The organism is Gracilibacillus kekensis, assembly GCF_900143085.1.
Classification (GTDB): Bacteria; Bacillota; Bacilli; order Bacillales; family Amphibacillaceae; genus Gracilibacillus; species Gracilibacillus kekensis.
In genome coordinates this window covers 842,620-867,710 of the sequence record NZ_FRCZ01000001.1, presented here as the reverse complement: position 1 = coordinate 867,710, position 25,091 = coordinate 842,620, and the positions used below count along the sequence as shown (strand labels likewise).

The 25,091-nt window shown below is 36.9% G+C and carries 17 protein-coding genes; 14 read left to right on the top strand and 3 right to left on the bottom strand.

The features are described 5' to 3' along the window. Nucleotides 1-8: 8 nt before the first annotated feature. Nucleotides 9-1,538: a response regulator transcription factor gene (locus tag BUC25_RS03950; RefSeq protein ID WP_073199852.1), complete on the bottom strand. Its 1,530-nt coding sequence runs from the start codon at nucleotides 1,536-1,538 to the stop codon at nucleotides 9-11. A gap of 216 nt (nucleotides 1,539-1,754) precedes the next feature. Between BUC25_RS03950 and BUC25_RS03945 the strand changes: the two genes are divergently transcribed. The 9 genes from BUC25_RS03945 (at nucleotide 1,755) to BUC25_RS03905 (ending at nucleotide 13,675) form a co-directional block, all read left to right on the top strand. Further along, nucleotides 1,755-2,609 carry an NAD-dependent epimerase/dehydratase family protein gene (locus BUC25_RS03945; RefSeq protein ID WP_073199850.1) on the top strand — a complete coding sequence of 285 codons (855 nt, stop codon included), beginning with the start codon at nucleotides 1,755-1,757 and terminating at the stop codon, nucleotides 2,607-2,609. 23 nt (nucleotides 2,610-2,632) lie between these two features. Continuing rightward, nucleotides 2,633-3,616, top strand: coding sequence for an aldo/keto reductase (locus BUC25_RS03940; protein ID WP_073199848.1), 984 nt, complete (start codon nucleotides 2,633-2,635; stop codon nucleotides 3,614-3,616). Between the two features lie 620 nt (nucleotides 3,617-4,236). Beyond that, nucleotides 4,237-5,430 (top strand): ROK family transcriptional regulator, encoded by a 1,194-nt coding sequence (locus BUC25_RS03935; protein WP_073200487.1) that lies wholly within the window; start codon nucleotides 4,237-4,239, stop codon nucleotides 5,428-5,430. A 598-nt stretch (nucleotides 5,431-6,028) separates the two neighbouring features. Beyond that, nucleotides 6,029-6,868: an AraC family transcriptional regulator gene (locus BUC25_RS03930; RefSeq protein ID WP_073199846.1), complete on the top strand. Its 840-nt coding sequence runs from the start codon at nucleotides 6,029-6,031 to the stop codon at nucleotides 6,866-6,868. A gap of 127 nt (nucleotides 6,869-6,995) precedes the next feature. Beyond that, complete coding sequence (locus tag BUC25_RS03925) at nucleotides 6,996-8,288, top strand: sugar ABC transporter substrate-binding protein (RefSeq protein ID WP_084543348.1); 1,293 nt, start codon at nucleotides 6,996-6,998, stop codon at nucleotides 8,286-8,288. Between the two features lie 63 nt (nucleotides 8,289-8,351). Further along, a complete protein-coding gene (locus BUC25_RS03920) occupies nucleotides 8,352-9,668 on the top strand; it encodes a carbohydrate ABC transporter permease (RefSeq protein ID WP_073199842.1) in 1,317 nt (438 codons plus the stop codon). Then, a complete protein-coding gene (locus BUC25_RS03915) occupies nucleotides 9,668-10,510 on the top strand; it encodes a sugar ABC transporter permease (protein ID WP_073199840.1) in 843 nt (280 codons plus the stop codon). The genes BUC25_RS03920 and BUC25_RS03915 overlap by 1 nt, the downstream gene beginning before the upstream one ends. A gap of 24 nt (nucleotides 10,511-10,534) precedes the next feature. Continuing rightward, complete coding sequence (locus tag BUC25_RS03910) at nucleotides 10,535-11,593, top strand: glycoside hydrolase family 53 protein (RefSeq protein ID WP_073199838.1); 1,059 nt, start codon at nucleotides 10,535-10,537, stop codon at nucleotides 11,591-11,593. A gap of 27 nt (nucleotides 11,594-11,620) precedes the next feature. Next, nucleotides 11,621-13,675 (top strand): beta-galactosidase, encoded by a 2,055-nt coding sequence (locus BUC25_RS03905; protein WP_073199836.1) that lies wholly within the window; start codon nucleotides 11,621-11,623, stop codon nucleotides 13,673-13,675. A gap of 119 nt (nucleotides 13,676-13,794) precedes the next feature. Here the strand turns inward: BUC25_RS03905 and BUC25_RS03900 are convergent, their stop codons facing one another. Continuing rightward, the gene (locus BUC25_RS03900) at nucleotides 13,795-15,288 is read right to left on the bottom strand and encodes a methyl-accepting chemotaxis protein (RefSeq protein WP_073199834.1); all 1,494 of its coding nucleotides are present in this window, start codon (nucleotides 15,286-15,288) and stop codon (nucleotides 13,795-13,797) included. Between the two features lie 268 nt (nucleotides 15,289-15,556). Between BUC25_RS03900 and BUC25_RS03895 the strand changes: the two genes are divergently transcribed. Genes BUC25_RS03895 through BUC25_RS03875 form a run of 5 tightly spaced genes read left to right on the top strand, consistent with a single transcriptional unit; the run spans nucleotide 15,557 to nucleotide 22,196 of the window. Beyond that, on the top strand, nucleotides 15,557-16,309 hold the full coding sequence (locus BUC25_RS03895; protein ID WP_073199832.1) for an IclR family transcriptional regulator: 753 nt from the start codon (nucleotides 15,557-15,559) through the stop codon (nucleotides 16,307-16,309). A 23-nt stretch (nucleotides 16,310-16,332) separates the two neighbouring features. After that, nucleotides 16,333-17,481, top strand: a complete 1,149-nt coding sequence (gene dgoD / locus BUC25_RS03890) for a galactonate dehydratase (protein ID WP_073199831.1) — start codon at nucleotides 16,333-16,335, stop codon at nucleotides 17,479-17,481. A gap of 11 nt (nucleotides 17,482-17,492) precedes the next feature. Then, a complete protein-coding gene (locus tag BUC25_RS03885) occupies nucleotides 17,493-18,446 on the top strand; it encodes a sugar kinase (protein WP_073199829.1) in 954 nt (317 codons plus the stop codon). A gap of 14 nt (nucleotides 18,447-18,460) precedes the next feature. Then, nucleotides 18,461-19,084 carry a bifunctional 4-hydroxy-2-oxoglutarate aldolase/2-dehydro-3-deoxy-phosphogluconate aldolase gene (locus tag BUC25_RS03880; protein ID WP_073199827.1) on the top strand — a complete coding sequence of 208 codons (624 nt, stop codon included), beginning with the start codon at nucleotides 18,461-18,463 and terminating at the stop codon, nucleotides 19,082-19,084. A gap of 16 nt (nucleotides 19,085-19,100) precedes the next feature. After that, nucleotides 19,101-22,196: a glycoside hydrolase family 2 TIM barrel-domain containing protein gene (locus BUC25_RS03875; protein WP_073199824.1), complete on the top strand. Its 3,096-nt coding sequence runs from the start codon at nucleotides 19,101-19,103 to the stop codon at nucleotides 22,194-22,196. 147 nt (nucleotides 22,197-22,343) lie between these two features. Here the strand turns inward: BUC25_RS03875 and BUC25_RS03870 are convergent, their stop codons facing one another. Continuing rightward, entirely contained in the window at nucleotides 22,344-24,902 is a 2,559-nt protein-coding gene (locus tag BUC25_RS03870) for a vitamin B12-dependent ribonucleotide reductase (protein ID WP_073199822.1), read from the bottom strand. Between the last annotated feature and the right edge of the window lie 189 nt (nucleotides 24,903-25,091).

The window sequence follows — 25,091 nt, the reverse complement described above, 5'->3', positions numbered from 1 at the left end:
AGATGTCCTCAATTCTGTCTTTTGTTTTCTTTACGGTAGGTACTAGGAGAAGTGTTTGTCACTTTCTTAAACACTTTTGTGAAATAGCTAGGATCTGAGTAGCCAACTGCTTCACTTATAGAAGAGATAGACTTATCACTAGATTCTAGTAGCTGCATTGCATTTTTGATTCGAACAAAATTTAAATAATCGCTAAAGCCTTCTTTGTGATGTTTGCTAAAGTAACTTGACAAATAAGAAGGATTAAAATGAAAATGCTTTGCTAATGTACTTAATGTAAGATGACTATCATAATGTTCTTCAATATAATCCAGTAATAATTGAATATTGGACATTGCTTCTGCATTTTCGGGTGAAACTTTTTGCTCTACTTTGGATAGAAATTGGTCAAAGGTAGACACTGCTTCTCTTACGTTAAAAGCTTCATTAATCTCTTGGAAATAATGGTATTTTTCTTTTTCGAGTTCTTCAATGGTATAGTTCATATTGCCAAGTAATACAAGGATGTTAAAGATTATGTTTTCCAACCATGATTGAAACTCGAAAACGTCAGTATTGTATTGATTCGATAATAATCCAATGTGTTTGTTTAAGTAAATAAAAGCTTCTTGGAATTGCTTTCGTTTGAATAAGTAGATCATATGATTTAAATCAAATTCAGTATTTGCGATTTCTGGCTCCGGTAAATTATCATAGAAAAGAAAATTCACCTCAGGCAAATAAAAGTGGTATTGGATGATTTTTTTATGAGTTGTTTCATAATTAGTCTTCAGATCTTCCAATGAATCAAAAGGATTGCTTATTAACCATTTTAATTGGTTCGCAGATATATTTTTATCACTATCATATACAGCTTCTTTCAGCTCATTTATCGATATTTCTGAGAAATTAACTAAATAGAGTGCACTTTTTTCTTTAATAGGGATGCTATGAAGTATGGTATTACTAAGCCTATTTTCTAATTGATTTGTAATAATATGATGGGATAATTGCTGATCTGTTCTTATATTCCAAAAAGCTTCAATGAGGATAAATGTATCCTTAGATAAATGTTCACGAGCATAATCCATTTCACGAATGGATTGATATCCAGCTATTATCTTTTGCAAAATCTCCTCAATAGAAGGGGTTGACTCTTTAGATTGAGTCGTTTTCTTTTGTGATTTTGTGACTCTGTTTAATGTTTGTAACAGTTCATTTGTTTGTAATTTTGGTTTTAAGATATAATCAGCAACACCATTTTGAAAGGTCTGTTTAACATAATCAAAATTTTCAAAGCTACTTAGAACAATGATTTCTGTTTCAGGATAAGACTCTTTTACGTTTTTTACTAACTCTATTCCATCCATCCCCGGCATCACAATATCTGTAATGATAATATGGGGGTGATGAGTCTCCATTAACTGCATGGCTTCCACACCATTCGAGGCTTCCCCAATAATTTTATACCCTTCATTTTCCCATTCTATATAATTGATAATGCCTTGGCGAATCAACATTTCATCATCTACAATTAATACTTTATAAAATTCTCTCATTAATATACTAGTCCTCCTTGTATTAGGATTGACAGGTTACGGTATGTTTTACGTATGTACTCCCTATCATACCAAACCATTTCCTATCGAGCGATAATATGTATAAAATCTGAAGTGAGATTTTCGGGTATGGTCAAGCGGATTCTTTTTCAACATCTATAAAAGAGAGTATAATACAATGTGGAAGCGTAAACAAAAAAGGAAGGTGGCATCGTTATGACAAAAGTAGTAATTACAGGCGGAAGTGGTTTATTAGGGCCTTCTGTTATTCAAGAGTTTTTAGACCATGGGTATGAGGTGTTAAATGTCGATCAAAAGCATCCGGAAAACCCAAAATGTAAAACCGTTATCACAGACTTAACAAATCTTGGGGAAGTATATGGAGTATTAGAAGGTGCGGATGCTGTAGTGCATTTGGCTGCAATTCCGGTAGCATATTCCCATCCGAATGAAGTGACATTTCAAAACAATGTGATATCCACCTATAATATATTAGAGGCTGCTGGGACGTTAGGTATTAAAAAAGCAGTGATCACTTCGAGTGAATCCTCTTATGGATTTGTTTTTACAAAACAAAATCTTCAACCATTATATGTACCAATTGATGAAGAGCATCCACAAATGCCTGAAGATAGCTATGGATTATCTAAAATTGTCAATGAAAAGACAGCCGAAATGATTCATCAGCGTACTGGTATGCAAGTTGTTTCTATGAGAGTTGGCAACGTGATTGCGCCGCATATGTATGAAAATTTCCCGGATTTTATCCACAAGCCAGAACTGAGAAAGCCAATTCTATGGAGTTACATAGATGCTCGTGATGCTGGAGCTGCGTATCGTTTAGCAGTAGAAAAAGATGGCCTGGGAACCGTGGAACTAAACTTAGCCGCAGATAATTCCAGTATGGATGTTACAAGTAAAGAGTTAATGGAAACCTCTTTTCCGAATGTGGCAGATATCCGTGAACCAATCGATGGATATGAGACATTATTAAGTAATAAGAAAGCAAAAGAAGTATTAGGTTGGCAACCGGTTCATAACTGGAGAGATTATGTAAAATTCAATGATTAGTTAATGAGAAAGGGAGAGATTATATGCAATACCGTCAATTTGGAAAAACTGATATGAAAATAAGTGAACTAAGTTTTGGTACATGGGCCATTGGGGGCGCTTGGGGCCAAACGAATGATAAAGAGGCGCTGGAAGGTTTAGCACGTGCCATGGATGCTGGTGTCAACTTCTTTGATACAGCAGATGTTTATGGAGATGGACATAGTGAAGAATTATTAGCAAAAGCGACAAAAGGTAAAGAAGATAAAATTCATATTGCGTCCAAATTTTGTCGTGCGGGTGATATCCATGATCCGAAAACTTACTCCGAAGAGTCGGTTACCAATTACGTGGAAAATAGTTTGAGAAGATTACAACGTGATCAACTAGATTTAATTCAAATTCACTGTCCTCCAATCGAAATTTTACGTGATGGGGCAGTATTTGAAGTCTTGGATAAATTACAACAACAAGGGAAGATTCGTCACTATGGCGTAAGTGTAGAAACGGTTGAAGAAGGTTTATTATCGATGGAAAATCCTAATGTTGCGGCATTGCAGGTGATCTTTAATATCTTCCGTCAAAAGCCAGTAACGGAATTATTCCCGGTTGCACAGGAGAAAAATGTTGGTATTTTAGCAAGAGTACCATTAGCAAGTGGTTTGTTGACCGGTAAATTTTCAAAAGGCCATACGTTTGAGGAGGATGACCATCGTAAGTTTAATAAAGATGGGGAAGCCTTTAATGTAGGGGAAACTTTTGCTGGTTTACCTTTTGAAAAAGGTGTAGAACTTAGTGAGCAATTAAATTGGATTGCGGATGGTCGTGGCAACATGACTCGTGCTGCATTAAAATGGATTTTAAGCCATGATGCGATTTCTTCTGTTATTCCTGGTTTTAAAACGGTAAAACAGGTGGAGGATAACTTGGCTGCAATGGATGTCCCAGACTTTTCCGCTGAGGAGCTAGCTAAATTAGAGTCTTTTTATCAAAAAGAAGTACACGACCACATTCGTGGACCATATTAATAAAAAGGAGGTATGGAAACTATTCCATACCTCCTTTTACATACCATAAAAAAAGCATCATTCCTATCATAAAATATATATTGTCACTCAGATACTGAATTAAAGCAGGACTATGCGACATAACTCTTGTGGTAATTATGAGATGTTAGAACTGCGTAGTAAACACTTTGGCTTGCCCACTTCCCTTTCCGTGGGGTTTTACCTTCAGCTAACTTTTTCAAGCAAAAACCGCATGGAAAAGTGGATCTTCAGGGAAAACGACCCCACAGGAGTGAAAGTGGCTGCCTACGTTTAGTGGGACTCTACAACTATTCCAAATGCTAATATTTTGGGTTGTTAAAATTAGACAATAAATCAGCTTATATTGATAACAATGATAAGTAATCTAATGATAAATTGATGGGGAAACGCCAGCATGATTATTCTTGCTTGAATGGTAGAGTTTAAAAAAGCCGGAGCGATTGCAAAGCACATATAACATTTCATAATTACCACAATAGTTATGTCGTATAATACTTCTTAATATACATCTACATCACTACTTAACCTGAGGAATTCTTTAAGTGCAATTGGATATTATGGTATACTTATTAAAGTATATTAAGAAAGTTGGGGGAAACATGCAGCGTGGAAGTTTTCAATGGATGAAGTCATTAAATAAATCAATTATATTAAACAAAATACGTTCAGCCGGCTCGATTTCTCGAGCGCAAATTGCTAAAGAAACACAACTCACACCACCGACCGTAGGAACAATTGTCAAGGAGTTATTAGAACAGGATCTTATCAAAGAAAGTCAGTTAGGTATTTCACAAGGTGGGAGAAAACCTACAATGTTAGTGTTAAATACATCTGGTTTTCATATTATTGGTATAGATGCAGGACCTAGTGATGTGCAATTTATTGTTTCAGATCTATCAGGTAAAATAGTGGACCAGATCAAAAAAACGGTAAATGTAGGAATTGAAGAGGATGATTTTTTGCAAATGCTCGTAACAGGAGTAAAGCATTTAATCTCACAAAATAAATCTTTAAAGTTTATAGGCATTGGTGTCGCTATGCATGGTGTAGTTGATGCTACACAAGGTATAGCCGTTTTTGCACCAAACCTAAATTTACGTAATATGGATATTAAATCAGAACTAGAATCTACTTTTGATATGGATGTAAAAGTAGAGAACGATGCCAAAGCATTAGCACTAGGAGAAGCGTGGTTTCAAAATCAAACAGCGAATACTAGTATGATTGCGATCAATGTAGGAAGAGGGATTGGTGCGGGATTAGTGATAGATGGAAAGTTATATAGCGGGGAACACGGCATAGCTGGTGAAATTGGTCATATGACAATCGATATACATGGCGAAAGATGTACATGTGGGAATGATGGTTGCCTTCAGACAGTTGCTTCAGGCCCAGCTATTGCAGAAAAAATGGTGAAGATGATTGAGCAAGGGAATTCTACTATTCTATCTGAATATAATAATACAGATTTAACAGCAGAAAAGGTGCATCACGGAGCCATAGAAGGGGATAAACTATCAATTGATATTCTAGCAGAGGCAGGAACATACCTGGGTATTGCTCTTACAAATCTAATTCATGTGTGTAATCCAAGTACCATTATTCTTGGAGGAGGTGTCTCTAAGGCTGGTAAGTTCATCCTCAAGCCAATTAGAAAGACGATTCAAAGCCGAGCTATTTCAGAGCAAGCCCAACAGACACCTGTCTATGTATCAAAGTTAGGTGACTATGGATCCTCCCTTGGCGCAGTTGCATTAATTTTAAGTGAACTATTCGAACCAGCTATAGACTAAACTACTATCTATTGAGATAGTAGTTTTTAATAATACGCATTAATAGTATAAATACCCATCAATTCCTACACATAAAAAGGATTATGCGACTCTATTGTAGAAGTAATTATGAGATATTATATGTGATTTGCAATCGCTTCGGCTTATCCGTTTCCCTTTCCGCGGGTTTTTCTCCTTAGCTAACTTTTTAAGCAAAGTGCGCTTAAAAAGTGGATCTTCGGATAAAAACATCCCGCAGGAGTGGAAACGGACACCTGCGCTTTTTGATGCTTTACAACTTAAGTACGAATAAACATGTTAGGCTTTTAATCCATATCGTCCATCATATTATGAATAAAAGGTAAAAAGTTTAGCTGAAGGGAAAACCCATGGAAAGCGAAGTGGGCAAGCCGGAGCGATTGTTACGCAGTTATCAGCTTTCAAAGATTATTTCACAGCAAAAGTTATGTCGCATAATACTTCTTATACGTATGTAATGATAGGGTGAATTGGGGTTTGCTCGTTTTACTGTTTAGTAGAAATATACTATTTTGCGATTATGATAATATCGTTTATAATATAGATATATATAACTATTTACTATGAAAGTAGTGATAAAGTGGCTGAGAAAAAACGTTTTACCTTTTCTGTTTCTGAAAACCCCTTGCCTGTGTATATCGAAAGTATCGGTTATAATCCATATGAATTGGATTTCGACCGACAGGAAGGTTATCCATATTATCATTGGTTACAAACAGTTAAAGGGGAAGGTGTCATTGAATTAGCCAATCAGGCTTTTTCTTTACCTGAAGGCAAAGGTATTTTATTAACACCGTATACCCCTCATAAATATTATTCTGATCACAATGCAACCGTACATTGGGAAACATACTATATTACCTTTACTGGAGCAGCGATAGATCCAATACTGAATGCGTTAGATATGAACTATTCGGCATTTTATGAAGAAACGGATAACATTTCTTTTAAAAATCATATGGATAAAATGATAGGAAAACTAGAACATTATCAGGATCCACATCATTTATCACATGAAATTTCAGCGGATTTATATCAATTTTTAATGCATTTAAAAAAGTATGGTCAAATGAACAATAAACTGTCGGTTCTTCAGTCCTTCGAAAAAATTAAAGCGACAGTAGAATGGTTAGAACAAGTTTATCCTCAAGATATAGGATTGCTGGAAATGTCTGAAAAAGCACAGGTAAGTTCTCAGCATTTAAATACAATGTTTCATGATACATTTGGAATAAGTCCCTATTCCTTTTTAGTTCAATTAAGAATTCGGGAAGCGAAACGGATTTTAATCACTATACCAGGCTTATCTTTAAAAGAAATCGCAAAAAAGGTAGGTTTTAATGGGGTGAGTCATTTCGTCACAACTTTTAAAAAACGTGAAGGGGTTACACCGAGTACTTATCGAAGCCTGCATCAATGAAAGATGCAGGCTTTGTTTCGTTTTTTGAAAGTAGGCTAGAATAATTTGATATATCTATCAAGTTGAAATCGCTTTATAATAAAAAATGTAAAGATAATTAATTTAATTTATTAAGGAGGTCATGAAGTTGATTAAAAACAAAACTTTATGGGGTTTATTATTAATGGTATCATTTGTTCTTTTACTTACAGCATGTGCACCAGAACGTGAGGGAGCAGAAGAAGCTACAGATAATGAAAATAGTAGCGAAGAGAATAATGAAGAAAGTCAAAGTGCAGAGGAAGATAAACCAGAAGAACTAGTAGTATGGATCAATGATGAAGATATTGCTGAAGAAGTATCAACGCAAATGTTTGATAAATATACAGAAGAAACTGGTATTGAAATTAAATATGAACGTGTTGCTATTCCAGATCAAGTTCAGGAATTAGCTTTAGCTGGTCCAACTGGTGACGGTCCAGATTTATTTTTTCAACCACAAGATAGTCTAGGTGACATTGTGGCACAAGGTTTAGCAATGCCAATTGAGTACACAGATGATGAAGCTGGAGCTTTTACAGATGTAGCAATGGACGCATTTTTGTATGAAGGCGAAAATTACGGTGCTCCAGTAGCAATCGAAACATATTTTGCTTTTTATAATAAAAGTTTAATTGACACAGTTCCAGAAACAATTGATGATGTGCTTGCTATGTCACAAGAATTGACAGATCCAAGCAATGACGAATATGGATTTTTAATTTCACCTGAATTCTACTATTTATATTCATTTATGAATGCATATGGTGGTTATGTATTTGGTGAAGAAGGCGGCGTATATGATCCTACAGATATCGGATTAGATAATGAAGGATCTATCGAAGGTCTACAAAAATATAAAGAATTTATCGACGAAGGTTTGCTACCTAAAACGTTAACCGTTGACGTGTTAGATGGATTGTTTAAAGAAGGAAAAGTAGGAATGGTTGTTAGTGGTCCTTGGAATATGCCAATTTATAAAGAAGCTCTTGGTGATGATGTAGCTACTGCACCACTACCAAAAATGAACGGTGAAGTGGCGCCATCTTTTGTAGGTGTGAAATCTTGGTTAGTATCTTATTATAGTGAGAATCAGAAATGGGCAACAGACCTTGCTAAATTTATGACGAATGATGAAAACTCTCAATTGTACTATGAAGTTACGGGTGAATTACCACCTAGACCTGAAATTTTAGATGCAGTGGAAGACCCAATTTATGCAGGTTATACGGAACAAGTCCCACACGGTACATTAATGCCAAATATTCCTGAAATGTCACCAGTTTGGGATATGGATATCGCGATTGAATTGATTAACAATGGTTCAGACGTAGAAAGTGCTGTTACAGATACTGTTCAATCTATTAAAGATAAGATTGGTACGATGGGTACTTCAGAATAAGACGGAAGAGTGGAAAAGAAGTTTCTTTTCCACTCTCCCATTTATATGAAAGAGGTGGAATAGATGGCTCAAAATGAAGAAAATAATGGACATCTACCAAAGAATCAGAAAAAATTAAATCCGAATGTTGCAATGGTACTCTCCATTTTATTAGCCGGATTAGGACAAATATATAACAAGCGCTATATGAAGGGAATTTCTTTCATAATTTTGGAAATTGCCTTTATCTTAGCGACTTTTGATTTTCTTTGGTTAGGTCTGTGGGGAATTACTACGTTAGGTACCATTCCTGGTGTTGATCACTCTATTTATTTGCTTGTTTATGGAATTGTTTCATTGCTTTTATTAGCTTTGGCAGCTATTTTTTACGTATTTAATGTGATCGATGCAAAAAAACAAGCACAAAAAATTAATGATGGATGGGTTATTCCAAGTATTAAACAATCGCTGAAAAATCTCTATGATAAAGCATTCCCATACATTATGACTGCTCCGGGATTAGTACTATTAATCTTTACAGTTGTATTTCCATTGTTATTTGCGATTGCTTTAGCTTTTACAAATTATGATTTGTATAATTCACCACCACGTAATTTAGTGGAGTGGATTGGTTTTGGCAACTTTATGGATTTAGCTACAGTGCCAATTTGGCAGGATACATTTGCAAGTGTTTTTGTTTGGACGATTGTTTGGACAATTGTAGCAACTTCGTTTCAGATTGTCGTTGGATTAATCCTTGCTGTTCTAGTAAACGATAAGCGTGTAAAATTCAAAAAAACAATTAGAACAATTCTAATTTTACCATGGGCAGTTCCAGCGTTTGTCTCCATTCTCATTTTTGCAGCGATGTTTAATGACGAATTTGGTGCAATAAATCGAGATATTATTATTCCATTAATAGGTGGGAATGGACTGCCTTGGCTGACAGATCCTTTTTATACAAAGATTGTCTTAATTATGATTCAGACATGGTTAGGTTATCCATTTGTATTTGCCTTATTTTCAGGGGTTCTTCAAAGTATATCCTCTGAATGGTATGAAGCAGCAGAAGTTGATGGGGCAACAAGATGGCAAAAATTCCGCAATATTACGTTGCCACACGTTTTATTTGCGACTGCTCCATTATTAATTATTCAATATACGACAAACTTTAATAATTTTAATATTATTTATTTGTTTAATGAAGGTGGACCAGCTGTGCAAGGGCAAAATGCCGGAGGTACTGACATCTTGATATCTTGGGTATATAAGCTAACATTTGAAACAAACGATTACAGTATGGCTGCAGCTATTTCATTAATCATTGGTTTAATGGTTTCAATTTTTGCCATTTTCCAATTTAGACGAACGAAATCATTTAAAGAGGAGGGGAATATATAATGAGTCCAAAGTTGAAATCCAATCTAGAATTATTGGGGATCTATGCAATCTTTGCTTTTATGTCCGTCATCATTATATATCCAATTATTTGGGCATTAGGAATGTCGTTAAACCCTGGAAATAGTTTATATTCGGCTACCATTATCCCAGAAAATTGGTCCTTCGAACACTATAAGTGGTTATTTACAGACCCTAATAGTAATTATTTATTATGGTATAAAAACAGTATGATTGTGTCCGGTAGTACAGCTGTGCTATCTGTTATCATGACGTCTTTTGTAGCCTATTCTTTTTCCAGATATAACTTTGTTGGGCGAAAATCTGGATTATATACATTTCTTATTCTACAAATGTTCCCTGTAATGATGGCGATGGTAGCATTGTATATTTTCCTTCATTTAATTGGTCTACTTGATTCATTAACAGGTTTAATTCTGATTTATATTGGTAGTCAGATTCCGTTTAATGCGTGGTTAGTAAAGGGGTACTTAGATACGATTCCAAGAGGATTAGATGAAGCTGCAAGAATTGATGGTGCTGGTCATTTTACGGTATTTATTAAAATTATTATGCCTTTAGCTAAACCGATTCTAGCTGTGGTAGCGCTATTTAATTTTATGACACCGTTATTTGATTTTATTTTACCTTCTATCGTTTTAAGAAGTCCTGAAAACTTCACGATTGCTTTAGGTTTGTTTAACTTTATCAATGATCAATTTTCAAATAACTTTACAAGATTCGCAGCTGGTGCCATTTTAATCGCGATACCAGTAGCAATTATTTACTTGTTTTTACAACGATTCCTAATATCAGGTTTAACTGCAGGTGGTACAAAAGGATAATTATTTGCTTGGAGGAACACAATTATGACACAGGAAAAATTTATTAAGGGTGTCGATTTGTCATTTGTTGATGAAGTGGAAACAGAGGGCGGCGTTTATTATGAGAATGGAAAACCTGCTGATGTGATCGGTATTTTGCATCGAGCAGGGGTTAACGCTGTTCGACTTCGCTTATGGCATACACCCACTGGGGGATATACTAATCTAGAAAGAACGATAAAAATGGCTAAAAGAATAAAGGAATACGATATGGATTTTTTGCTAAATTTTCATTATTCGGATTATTGGGCAGATCCTGGTAAACAAACAAAGCCTAAAGCATGGGAATCATTAATATACGATGAGTTAGTAAAGGCTGTCTATACGTATACAAAAGAAGTCATTGAAGCATTTGATAAAGAAGATATACTACCTGACATGGTGCAAATCGGTAACGAGATAACAAACGGAATGTTATGGGAAGAAGGAAAAATATATAAAGAAGAAAATAGCGAGAAGGTTGAAAATTGGGACGGTATTCTACCGCTTATTAAAGCGGCTCTTGATGGAGTAGAGGCTGCCACAAGAGAAGAGAATACAGTTAAAACGATGATACATATTGATCGTGGTGGTGACAATGAAGGAACTCGTAAATTCTATGACCAAATCACAAATTATGGTCTTAAATACGATGTAATCGGTTTATCCTATTATCCTTGGTGGCATGGTCCATATGGAGATTTTGAAGCCAACTTAGTGGATACAGCTAATCGTTATCATAAAGAGATTATGGTAGTCGAAGTTGCATACCCATGGATTGTACCGGATGAGATTCCCGTAGTGGACGATGCACCAGATTTCCGTGAACATCTGGTACCAGGGTTTCCTGCTTCAGTAGATGGACAGAAAGCCTATTTAGAAAAACTGATAGAAACTGTCAAACAAACCCCAAACAACCTTGGAACAGGGATCTATTATTGGGAGCCTTGCTGGATTCCTTCTAAACAGGAGTGGTCAGTAGGTCATGAAAATAATTGGTCTCATTTAACCCTTTTTGACTATGAAGGTAACAAATTAGAAGGGCTTAATGCATTTAAAGACTAAAACAACAGGAAAGAGTTAGGTGATAACATGAAATTTAATCCAGTAAGTGATAAAATACCAAAAATGCTTCATGGAGCGGACTATAACCCAGAGCAATGGGAGAAGTATCCAGAGGTATTAAAAGAAGATATTCGATTAATGAAATTAGCAAATTGTAATGTGATGTCTGTCGGGATTTTCTCATGGGCAAAACTAGAACCGGAAGAAGGCAAGTTTACATTTGAGTGGATGGATAAGTTACTCGATACTTTTCATGAGAATGGTATCTATGCTTTTCTAGCAACACCAACTGGTGCTAGACCGGCATGGATGTCGGAAAAGTACCCGGAAGTTTTACGTGTAGGTGCAAATCGAGTACGAAATCTGCACGGTATGAGACATAATCATTGTTTTACTTCACCAGTCTATCGTGAAAAAACAAAAATTATGAATAGTAAGCTAGCGGAACGTTATGCTGATCACCCAGCAGTTATTGGCTGGCACATCTCGAATGAATATGGTGGAGAGTGTCATTGTGATTATTGTCAAGATGCTTTTCGTAACTGGTTGAAAGATAAATATAAAACATTAGATGCATTGAATGATGCTTGGTGGACAACGTTTTGGAGTCATACGTACTCAAGCTGGTCTCAGGTAGAATCACCTGCACCACATGGGGAAACGATGGTTCATGGACAAAATTTGGATTGGAAACGCTTTGTTACAGCACAAACATTAGATTTTTACCGCGAAGAAGTGAAGCCATTAAAGTCAGTTAAACCTGAGATGCCTGCAACAGCTAACTTTATGGAGCTATTCGAAGGGTTAGATTATGCGAAAATGGCAGATGATATTGATATTATTTCATGGGATTCCTATCCAACATGGCACGATCAACAAGATGAATCATTTCTTGCAGCATATACAGCGATGAATCACGACTGGTTCCGTTCTTTAAAGTATGGTCAGCCCTTCTTATTAATGGAAAGTACGCCAAGCTTAACGAACTGGCAGCCGATTAGTAAATTGAAAAAACCTGGTATGCATGCACTATCCTCACTTCAGGCTGTGGCTCATGGCTCAGATTCGGTCCAATATTTTCAATGGCGTAAAAGTCGTGGATCGAGTGAGAAGTTTCATGGTGCGGTCGTTGATCATGTGGGACATGAACATACTCGTGTTTTTCAAGATGTGAAGAAGTTAGGTGAGGATTTATCCAACTTGGATGAAATAGTGGGAACTACTGTGAATGCAGAAGTAGCGATTGTTTTTGATACGGAAAATCGCTGGGCTGTAAATGATGCCCAAGGACCACGTAATAGTGGTGTTCATTATGAACGTACTGTAGTTGAACATTACCAAGCATTCTGGGAACAAGGGATTGCAGTAGATGTAATTGATTCAGAAAAAGACCTCTCTAAATATAAGCTTGTTGTAGCACCAATGTTATATATGGTGAAACCTGGTGTTGGGGAGCACATTCAGCAATTTGTCGAAAACGGTGGAACTTTTGTTACTACCTATTGGTCAGGTATTGTTGATGATCATGATTTATGCTTTATTGACGGTTTTCCTGGACCATTACGTAAAACATTAGGCATCTGGTCTGAAGAAATTGACGGTTTATATGATGGAGAAGTCAATACAGTTAAAACCATCGGTAATAATGAATTAGGGCTGAAAGGTGAATATAAAGCAAAAGAATTATGTGATCTTATTCATCTCGAAGGAGCACAAGCATTAGCCTATTACGGTGATGATTTCTATGCAGGCAGACCAGCTTTAACAGTTAACCATTTAGGTGAAGGAAAAGCATATTATATTGCTTCAAGAAATGATCAAGCATTTCAGAAAGATTTTTTTGTTGAATTAGCTAATGAACTTCAACTGAAAAAGGCAATGAATGGCCCATTACCAGAAGGGGTAAGTGCACAAATACGTACAGATGGCAGTAACGAATTCATTTTCTTGATGAACTTCACTAATGAAACAAAGAAAATAGTACTTCATGATCAAAAATATCAAGATATTTTAAATGGAAGTACAGTTACAGAATCATTAACTATTGAAAAATTTGGTGTGAAAGTATTAAAACATTCATAGTACTTCTAGATCCGCCAAATTATATTAATAAAAATGCCTGGTGAATTTCCAGGCATTTTTTTGCGTGTTAGAGACATATTAGTGATGAAGTATATAACTAATCATTTGAGAATCAGTTTCTAATATTCATGATTTACACTTAACGTTGCTTCCAATTGTTTTAACTGATCTAAAATATCTGTATTAGTTGTTAGGCAAGTATCCAAAGTAGCAGTAACTTCTTCTATCGATGCGTTGGATTGTTCACTGACCGCGGCCAAGTCGCTAATGGATTCACTAATGTGCTTTACGGAATTGGTGACGTCTTGCATTAATGTGTCATTGTTCTTCGATAACTGATTTAGATTGATAACAGCTGTATTAATATGTGTAAATGAATTATTTGTTTCTTTTGTTTGTTCGTAGCTTTCTGCCATTCTTTCCGATACTTGTAACATTTTATTACGTGTCTGGTCCGATTGTCTTGTAAAGGACTCCAGTTGTTCAGAAATTTTCTCAGCAGAATCTGTAGTCATTTCGGCTAAATTGCGGACTTCATTTGCTACGATAGCAAAGCCTTTTCCATGTTCTCCAGCTCGTGCTGCTTCGATACTTGCATTGAGTGAGAGCAGATTGGTTTGATTGGCGATTTCTTTAATTGTATTACTAAACTGATTTGTCTCATTTAGATTTTTAATTAATAAACTAATTTCCTGTGACATTGCATCAATCTCTTCTCGGAATTCACCAACCGTTTGAGTAAGGGCATTGATTTGTTGTTGTCCTGTTTCCGATAATTGTTTTGTATTCGCTGATTCATCTGTTAATTCTGTCGTCGTATCTGTCATTTTCTGAAGCTGCTTTGTCATATTTACAATTGCTTCATTAATATCTTGCGCTGATTCACTTTGAGTATTGGATCCTGTTGAAATTTCCTGGAATGCTTGTCCCATTTCCTGGAAAGAGGTATTGTTTTGTTCACTATTATTCGTAATAAGCTCTGTCTTATCACTAATTACATTAATAAGGTTAAGTAGAGAATCCTTCTGTTGTTTCTGCTGTTCTAATAGCTCTTCTGTTGTTCTCCTTGCTTCTTCGGTTCCACTCTTCATAAAATCAGAAACTTTTAATAAAGAGATTACGAGTGTTGCCACTAATATATAATAAATAATGTAAGTAACTTCAGATCCGGCTTCAAAGCTAATCACATTATTTTGGAAAAATACCATGTAAATTACACATATAAGGCCATAAACTAAAGTGAAAATGGATAACTTATAGTTCATATAGATAAGTGCTAAGAATAGTAAATAAAAAACAGATAGAATATTTGTAGTTGACGGCTGATAAAAAATAGTGAAAGTGGTTGATAATACAGAGCCTAAAACTGCAATATATTTAATTTTGAAAATCCAGTACCTTTTAAAGTGAAGGAACATAAAGGACAACCAGACAACTATTTGAATCGTACTGAGAAACACTAAATGGCTGGTTAATTCAGTAGAGAATATAGAAAGTAACACTAAAACAGATACAAAAGATAAAGCAAATAACACAATAGAATTCCTTCTTACTATATCTTTCCCTGCAAAATCTAATTTGACATCAACTTTCTTTCTTTTATTAAAGACCATCTTTTAATCAACTCCCTGATTTATAAATAACAAAAACAATAGTTCAATTATACCATAATTTCCACTAAAAGATATCATTTTTAGTAATAATAATTTATTTATCATTAAAATAAATGGGTAATAAGTTTTATGGTTAAGTAACATTCTAAAAATGTATTCCATTTTAAAATAATTTGACGTATCTAACATAAATCAGTAAACTAAATGTATTCCATATTATAAAAAGATGTTCCGAATTGTGGAACAGAAATGAGGGTGGGGTTGTGACGTGGTACAATCTGTTGAACGGACATTATCTATATTAGAATTGTTGGGTAAACATCCTGATGGTTTAAGCATGACAGTATTAGCGAAGGAAATAAACTTAGCAAAAAGTACAACACATCGTCTGTTAAACACATTATTGGTTAAAGGTTATGTACAACAGGATCATCAGACTGGATATTATGCGCTTGGAACCCAATGTCTTGTTCTGGCTAGTCACTTGCTAAACAATATGGATATACGAACTGTTGCTAAAGAAGCATTACACAATCTGAGTAGAACTACAGCGGAAGTGGTACATTTATGTATTCATGACAGAAATGAAGTCGTTTATATAGATAAAGTGGAGAGCAAACAGACGTTAAGAATGTATTCACAAATTGGAAGAAGAGCATACATGCATTGCACAGGGGTGGGTAAGGTATTACTAGCTGATTTTGAGCCTGATGAATTAGATCAGTATATAAAAGAACAAGGGTTACCGAAGTTTACAGGTACTACGATTATAGATTCGGATCGATTACAAGCGGAATTAACTATGATCAAAGAAAAGGGTTACGCAATCGATGAACAGGAACATGAAAATGGTATTCGTTGCATTGCTGCACCGGTATTTGATCATGAAGGTAAAGTAGTCGCTGCAATTAGTATTGCAGGACCTGTAGAGAGAGTAACCAAGAAAAGAGTAAATGGAGTTTTGGCTAAAGAAATTTTAGAACAGAGTAATAATATATCAAGTAAATTAGGATATATTTAAAAATAAATGAGAGGATGATTACTATGAAAATAACTAAAATAGAAACATTTATTGTGCCACCTAGGTGGTGTTTTGTCAAAGTGGAAACAGATGAGGGCATCACCGGATGGGGAGAGCCCGTTGTTGAAGGTCGAGCTGCCACTGTAGAAGCTGCGGTGCTTGAATTAGCTGATTATTTAATTGGAAAAGATCCATGTAATATTGAAGATCACTGGAACGTTATGTATCGGGCGGGTTTTTATCGAGGTGGACCAATTTTAATGAGTGCGATCGCAGGTATCGATCAAGCATTATGGGACATTAAAGGAAAATACTTTAACGCCCCTGTCTATCAGTTGTTAGGCGGCGCATGTCGTGAATCGATTCGGGTCTATTCTTGGATTGGTGGCGACCGCCCAAGCGATGTGGGAAGCGCTGCGAAACAGGTAGTAGATGCAGGGTTTACAGCAGTAAAAATGAATGGAACAGAAGAAATGCAGTATGTTGATTCCTATGAAAAGATTGACCGAGTAGTAGAACGGATTGCTTCTGTTCGTGAAGCGGTAGGGGGCAATATAGGCATTGGTATTGACTTTCATGGAAGAGTGCATAAACCGATGGCAAAAATATTGGCTAAAGAATTAGAGCCATTCCGCCCGATGTTTATTGAAGAACCTGTTTTACCAGAAAACAATGAAGCTTTAGCTGAAATAACGAAACATACGAGTATACCAATTGCTACTGGTGAACGAATGTATTCTCGTTGGGATTTTAAGCCTTTATTTGAGTCTGGTTATGCGGATATTATTCAACCGGATTTGTCACATGCTGGTGGGATTACCGAAGTGAAGAAAATTGCGTCAATGGCAGAGGCATACGACATTGCTGTTGCGCCACATTGTCCTTTAGGACCGATTGCCTTAGCGTCATGTCTGCAGGTCGACGCAACTGCACATAATGCCTTTATTCAAGAGCAAAGTCTAGGCATTCATTACAATCAAGGAAACGATTTATTAGATTATATTACCGATAAATCTGTTTTTGATTACCAGGATGGTCATGTCAAAATTCCACAAGGACCTGGACTCGGAATCAATATCAATGAAGAAAAAGTGATCGAAATGGCTAAAGAAGGTCATCGTTGGCGTAATCCAATATGGCGACATAAAGATGGAACGGTCGCAGAATGGTAGGAGGGATTACAATGGATGTCGTAACAATAGGGGAAAGTATGGCATTATTCACACCAGATACAACTGGAAAAATGAGATATGCATCCACCTTTTCCAGAAAAATTGCTGGTGCGGAAACGAATGTGGCGATTGGCTTACAACGTTTAGGTTATCAGACAGGCTGGATTAGTCGAGTTGGAGATGATGAGCTAGGTCAAACGCTTGTTTCCTTTATAAGGGGCGAGGGGGTTGACGTTTCACAAGTTACTAGAGATGAAAAGGCTTCAACCGGTCTTTATTTCAAAGAATTACGAAAAGTAGATGATGTCAGGGTTTATTATTATCGTGCAGGATCCGCAGCTAGCAGATTAGAGCCTGCGCATATCAATGAACAATATATTGCTAATGCAAAGTATCTTCATCTTACAGGAATTACTCCTGCTTTAAGTGAAACGTGTTATCAAACGATCATACATGCGATCGATATCGCAAAAAAACATGGAGTTCCTATTATTTTTGATCCTAATATTCGTGAGAAACTTTGGTCATCGAAGCAAAAGGCAAGGGATGTTCTGTTGGAAATTGCTTCCGAAGCAGATATCGTTTTGCCAGGGGTCAGTGAAGCAAAATTCTTTTTCGGTGAAAAATCAATTGATGAATATGCTCAACTTTTCAAAGCAAATGGTTCCTCTGTCGTTATTTTAAAAGAAGGAAGTAAAGGTACCCATTATTATACGGATGATGAAAGTGGATTTGTTGCGAGTTATCGAGTTGAACATGTTGTCGATCCGATTGGAGCTGGTGATGGTTTTGCAGCTGGCGTGATTTCAGGTTTATTGGAAGAATTACCACTAGACCAGGCAATTGCGCGTGGAAATGCGATTGGAGCTATTGTGACGATGGTAAATGGAGATGTCGAAGGATTGCCAGACAAAGAAGAGATCGACCGTTTTCTTCAAGACGATAAAGAAGATGTAAACAGGTAGAGGAGGAACCAACTATGGAAACGTTACAAAAGATTTATGAAAATAAACTAGTAGCGATTATTCGAGGTGTGCCATCTCATCACGTGCTAGATGTAGCAAGAGCTCTTCATCAAGGTGGTATCAAAACGTTAGAAATTACAGTGGACACGCCGAATGTATTACATGCAATTGAACAGGTGAGAGAAGAGTTTGCCGATGAAATGATTGTTGGTGCTGGAACTGTATTAGATGCAGAAACAGCTAGAGCTGCTATCACGGCGGGCTCACAGTTTATTTTTTCACCAACAGTGGACATGGATACCATTAAACTGACGAAAAGATACGGGGTCGTCAGTATTCCGGGTGCGATGACACCAACAGAAATTTTGACGGCTTACGAAAATGGTGGGGATGTTATTAAAGTATTCCCTGCAACGGTTTTTGGTCCAAACTATTTAAAAGATCTTAAAGGGCCATTACCACAGATTCCATTAATGCCAACTGGTGGGGTGAATCTAGAAAATATTTCTGACTATTTTAAAGTGGGAGCAGTTGCTGCAGGACTAGGAAGTGCTTTAGTGAAAAAACAAAATTCCTATACGGCAGAAGATTTAGCCGAGTTAACAACAAGAGCAAAGCAATTTGTCAGTCAATTATAGAACAGGAGTGAACAACATGACAAAGGACTGGGAACAATTGTCTGTTCTGCATCGAAATCGTGAAGATGCGAGAGCTTATTATATCCCTTTTTCAAATAAAGAAACAGCATGGACAAATCAAAGAATACATTCTGAGCGGTTTCAATTGTTAAATGGCACCTGGAAATTTGCTTATTATGAAACCCCTCAAGAAGTGCCTGAACATGTAGAGGAGTGGGATGATTTAGTGGTCCCATCTAATTGGCAAATGCATGGATATGGTATTCCGCATTATACGAATAAGCAATATCCATTTCCAATTGATCCACCAAAGGTTCCAACGGAAAATCCAACCGGTATTTATCAACGAGAGTTCGATATCGATTCCTCATGGGAGCAGGAACAAATTTTCTTGCGATTTGAAGGAGTCGATAGTGCCTTTCATCTTTGGGTAAATGACAAGGAGGTCGGTTATAGTCAAGGTAGCCGTATCCCTGCTGAATTTGATATTACCAACTACATAAGTGTTGGAAAGAATATCGTTACCGTCAAAGTGTATCAGTGGTCAGATGCTAGTTATATCGAAGACCAAGATATGTGGTGGCTAAGTGGTATTTTTCGTGATGTCTATCTACTAGCGAGACCACATTATCATGTGAAAGATTTTTTTGTGCAAACCGTGTTAGATGATCAATATGAGAATGCTACTTTGCAAATTGAAACCGTTTTGAATGATCATCCAATAGAGGATTGCGAACTGCAATTTCAATTATTTACGGCAGATGGTTTGCTTGTTAAGGAACAACAAGTAAAGGTATCAGAAGAAGCCGTTGAAATGGAAATCTCAAATCCACATAAGTGGTCTGCGGAAGATCCGTATCTTTATCAATTACTTATTTCGTTAATGCAAGACGGGGAGCTCATAGAAGTCATTCCTGAAAAGGTTGGCTTTCGATCCATTGAATTAGCAGATGGTTTGATGTTAGTTAATGGTAAGGCGATTAAACTGAAAGGAGTTAACCGTCACGATCATCATCCTGATCACGGAAAAGCGGTACCGTTAGATTGGATGATGGAAGATATTAAGATGATGAAGCGACACAACATTAATGCAGTACGAACGGCACATTATCCCAATGATTCTCACTTTTATCAACTCTGTAATGAATATGGACTTTATGTCATTGATGAAGCGGACCTGGAATGTCATGGTTTTGAATATATCGGCACCCCTCATTTAATCAGTGATGATATAGCGTGGCAGGAAGCTTATCTAGACCGCATGATTCGCATGGTAGAACGAGATAAGAATCAACCATCGATCATAATGTGGTCATTAGGGAACGAATCAGGTTATGGAAAAAATCATGATGCAATGTATCAATGGACGAAGGATCGTGATTCCTCCCGTCTTGTTCATTATGAAGGAGAATGCCGTACCATCATGAATGCGAGTGATAAAGATCCACAAGATGATCCTGTTTCGTCTGACGTTTTTACAACGATGTATACTGACATCGATATTTTAGAGCGGCTCGGTAAAAAGAACTTTCTGAAAACACCGCACATCGTTTGTGAATATGCACATGCAATGGGTAACAGTCCTGGAGCATTAAAGGAATATTGGGAAACCTTTTATCAATATCCGCGCCTTCAAGGTGGTTTCGTTTGGGAGTGGATGGATCATGGGATTCGAAAAACAACAGCAGACGGGGAAGAATATTTTGCTTATGGTGGCGATTTTGGTGATCAACCCAATGACTCAAACTTTGTGATGGATGGACTCGTGATGTCGGATCACACACCATCTCCTGCATTACTGGAATATAAAAAGGTTCTGGAGCCTGTTATGATCGATTCGATCGACTGGCAAACACAGAAACTTCAAATTACCAATCGGTATGATTTCATTACACTTGATCATCTAAACTTAATTTGGACACTTGAAGCAGATGGGAAAGTAATAAAAAGCAACACGCAATCCCTTGCAGATATGAAAGCTGGTGAAACAGAGGAAATAGGCATTCCTTTTTCATTACCTAAGAAGGCAGATTTTAAGACCGATTATTATCTTAATGTTAAAGCAGTATTAGCGGCGGATACGAATTGGGCTGAAACAGGATATGAAGTAGCATGGTCTCAGTTTGTAGTACCAGTAAATTCTATAGGAGGGCCGATCGAACGAATACAAAAAGGACAGTTGCAAGTAGAGGAAGAACAAACTTTCATTACAGTAAAAGGTAATAACTTTACTGCAACATTTAGCAAAATAAACGGATTACTAGATAAATGGTTGGTGGAAGGTTCAGCTATGATCAGCGAAGCACCTAAGTTGAACTTTTGGCGAGCGCTAATCGATAACGATATCTATGAAACCAATCAGTGGAAACCTGTTAGTAATAAGAAATACTGGGAACAATACGGAGTACACTGGTTACAGCATCGCTTAGATGACTTCACTTATGATATCCAATCAGATCAGAAGAAGGTTGTCGTAAAAGCTAATGTACGTATCGCACCACCTAAATTGGCATGGTCATTATCAACTGTATATACTTATGAAATATTCGCAAGCGGGGATATTTCGGTGACGGTGGATGGCGCTTTTTCAGGTGACATTCCAGAAACATTGCCTCGTATCGGATTGCAAATGAAGGTGCCTGGTGTAATGGATCAGGTGAAATGGTATGGAAGAGGCCCAGGTGAGGCATATGTGGATAGCAAACAAGCGAATCGATTTGGTGTATGGACAAGTAATGTCGATGATTTATTTACGAGCTATGCGGTACCACAGGAAAATGGCAATCGACACGAAGTCAACTGGATGTCGATTTCTGGTAATGCTTATGGCTTATTAGCGATCGGTCAGCCAAACTTTGATTACAGTGCGCATCGATATACGCTTGAAAATATTGATCAAGCAAGGCATACGTATGATTTAGTAAAGCAGGATGAGATAACCTTAAACCTGGATTATCAACAACATGGCTTAGGCTCAGCAAGTTGTGGACCAGATGTATTAGAGAAATACAATCTGAAAACCGATAAATTCCAATTCAGTGTACGCTTAGTACCATATCAGACTCATGATAATCCGGTCCATTTAGCTAAAACGTCTATCGTGGACATGTAAATCATTTTATTGGACACTTTTGATGTATTACTGGACACTTTTCATACTTTGCTGGACACTATGAACGGTTTATTGGCCACTTTTATCTATTTACTGGACACTAACAAAAATACCCCTCGCTTTAAAATTTAGCGAGGGGTATTCTGATTATAGACCGCATTTCAATTGTGCACCACAGTTGGTACATGTGTTACAGCCACCAATATCTTCGATGCTTCCCTGGCGACAAACTGGACAGGTATCGCCAACTTCGGAACCGATCGACATATCTGTCTTATCAAGCTCATTTACCGTATCCACGATAACGACTTTCTTTTCTTCTTCTTCAAACAATTCCGTTTGTTCAGAACGGTTATTTTCCTCTGCTTTAAGTGTTAGTACTTGGGAGTCACGGCTTCCATCCACATAAACCGTACCACCTTTAGCACCACCACGATAGAGACGGCGATATACTTGTTCCACTTGATCGACTTTATAGCCTTTAGGAGCATTTACCGTTTTGGAAATCGAACTGTCTACCCAACGTTGAATCACGCATTGTGTATCAGCATGCGCCTCTGGCGATAGACTCATTGCCGTAACAAACCATTTTGGTAAATTATCAGGATCTTGATCAGGATTTCGATCCAGGTACTCTTGAACAATGTCTGCTTTTACTTCGATAAATTTACCTAAACGCCCACTTCTGTAGTAAGTAAACGAGAAGTATGGCTCAAGTCCTGTTGACACACCTACCATTGTACCCGTTGAACCTGTTGGAGCAACCGTTAATAGGTGAGAGTTACGAATACCGTATTTCAACACACCTTCACGGATATCCTCAGGCATTGTTTGCATATAGCCGGTAGAAATGAAGTTTTGTCGCAGGCTTTGTGTTTCTTCTTCCGTTTCTCCGATTAGGAACGGGAAGCTTCCTTTCTCTTTTGCTAATTCAATAGAAGTGCGGTAAGCAGTTGTAGCAATTACTTCAAAGAGTTGATCGACTAATTCATTACCTTGTTTAGACCCGTATTCTGTTTCACAATAGATGAGTAAATCATGAAGTCCCATCACACCTAAACCGATACGACGTTCACCTAAAGCTTGTACGCGATTTTCCTCTAAGAAATATGGTGTAGAATCAATCACGTTATCCTGCATACGTACACCAATTTCAACGGTTTGTTTTAATTTCTCGAAGTCCGGTATTTTACTATCTTTATCTGCCACATTTGCTAAATTCACTGCTGCTAAGTTACAAACAGAAAACGGAGCAAGTGGTTGTTCTCCACATGGGTTTGTTGCTACTACTTTTTGTCCATAAGCTGTTGCATTTGTTTTATTGTTGGCGTTATCGATGAAGAAAATGCCAGGTTCAGCAGAATAGGTCGCACAAACGTTAATTAAATCCCACAGTTCTTTTGCTTTGATACGCTTGTACACTTTCACACCAAATCCGAGCTTTTCCCATTCACGAACATCACCAAATTCATGCCAGTGTTTATTGTAGTAGTCCATTTCTTCTTCCGTATAATTCTCTACATCTGGAAAACGAAGATCATATTCCTGGTTGTTTTCTACAGCTTCCATAAATTCGTCTGTAATACATACAGAGATATTAGCACCTGTTAAAAATTCAGAGTTATGAACTGAATAGGAGCCACCGTCTCTTAATTCAGCTTCAGCTTTTTCAATGTTGGCATCGGTGAAGCCACCTTGGCCAGGCATATTTTTGAAATTTACAATACCTTGATAAAGCTGTACATCATCATTCGAAAGCGGTGTGAAATTGAGTTTATCGCTTGCTAACTGTCTAATACTTTCATCTTGACTATTTTCGATTAAATAACGCAAAATTCGCGGATTTTGCATTTTAGAAATAATAAATTCAATTACATCAGGGTGCCAATCGTTTAACATGATCATTTGAGCTCCGCGTCTTGATCCACCTTGTTCCACAAGATGTGTCAATTTAGCAATATCATCTAACCAGGAAACAGATCCTGAAGATTTACCATTTACCCCTCTTGCTAGTGCATTGCGAGGTCTTAGTGTGGAACCGTTTGTACCAACACCGCCACCACGTGACATAATTTCCATCACTTGTTTACGGTGATCACTGATTCCTTCACGGGAATCTCGTACAAATGGCATAACATAACAATTAAAGTACGTTACATCTGTGTTAGATCCTGCCCCATATAGTACGCGACCAGCAGGAATAAAGTTTAATTGAGATAGTTCCTGATAAAACTGTTCAAACCATTGATTTTGTTTTTCCTCTGTTTCTTCAACGGATGAAAGACCTGTTGCATTACGTTTCGCTATTTGCTCATAGTAAACTTCTAATGGTTTATCCATAACACTTAGCGAACGTTCGATAATGCCGGTTTCTCTTTCCTCTTCTTTTTCTAAAACATGGACAAAGCTTTCTTCAACTTGAATGCGTGCTTTTCGTTGTACATTATCAATTTCAAGAATAAAGCCTGTACCTCTCGCAGGGAATTTAGGATCCTCTTTAATCGTCAATACGACAAAATCTCCTGCTTTTAAAGTCTTTTTCTCTGTGTCCTTAAATGCATAACGATCTAGCATAACAAGCCGGGATACACCTTTATGAGTGGTGTTCATATCGGGTGTAATCGGATGAACCTGGGGAAATTCTTTGATGTCCTCATTTAACTGTTCCACATTAATGGCTAATGATTTTTCTTTCGTTGATTGCATGGATGGATTGCCTCCTTTATCTATGTCAAAAAATAAATGAATACCAAGATTAGTTCCTTTATAGCTTATCAGAATCATCTAATATAATCAATATCTAGTGGTCCATAATTCTGATTGTCACAATATATTGATAATAGCGCGAAAAAGCACTCTCCTCAAGGTGAAGAGCGCTTTTTCTATTATACCTGC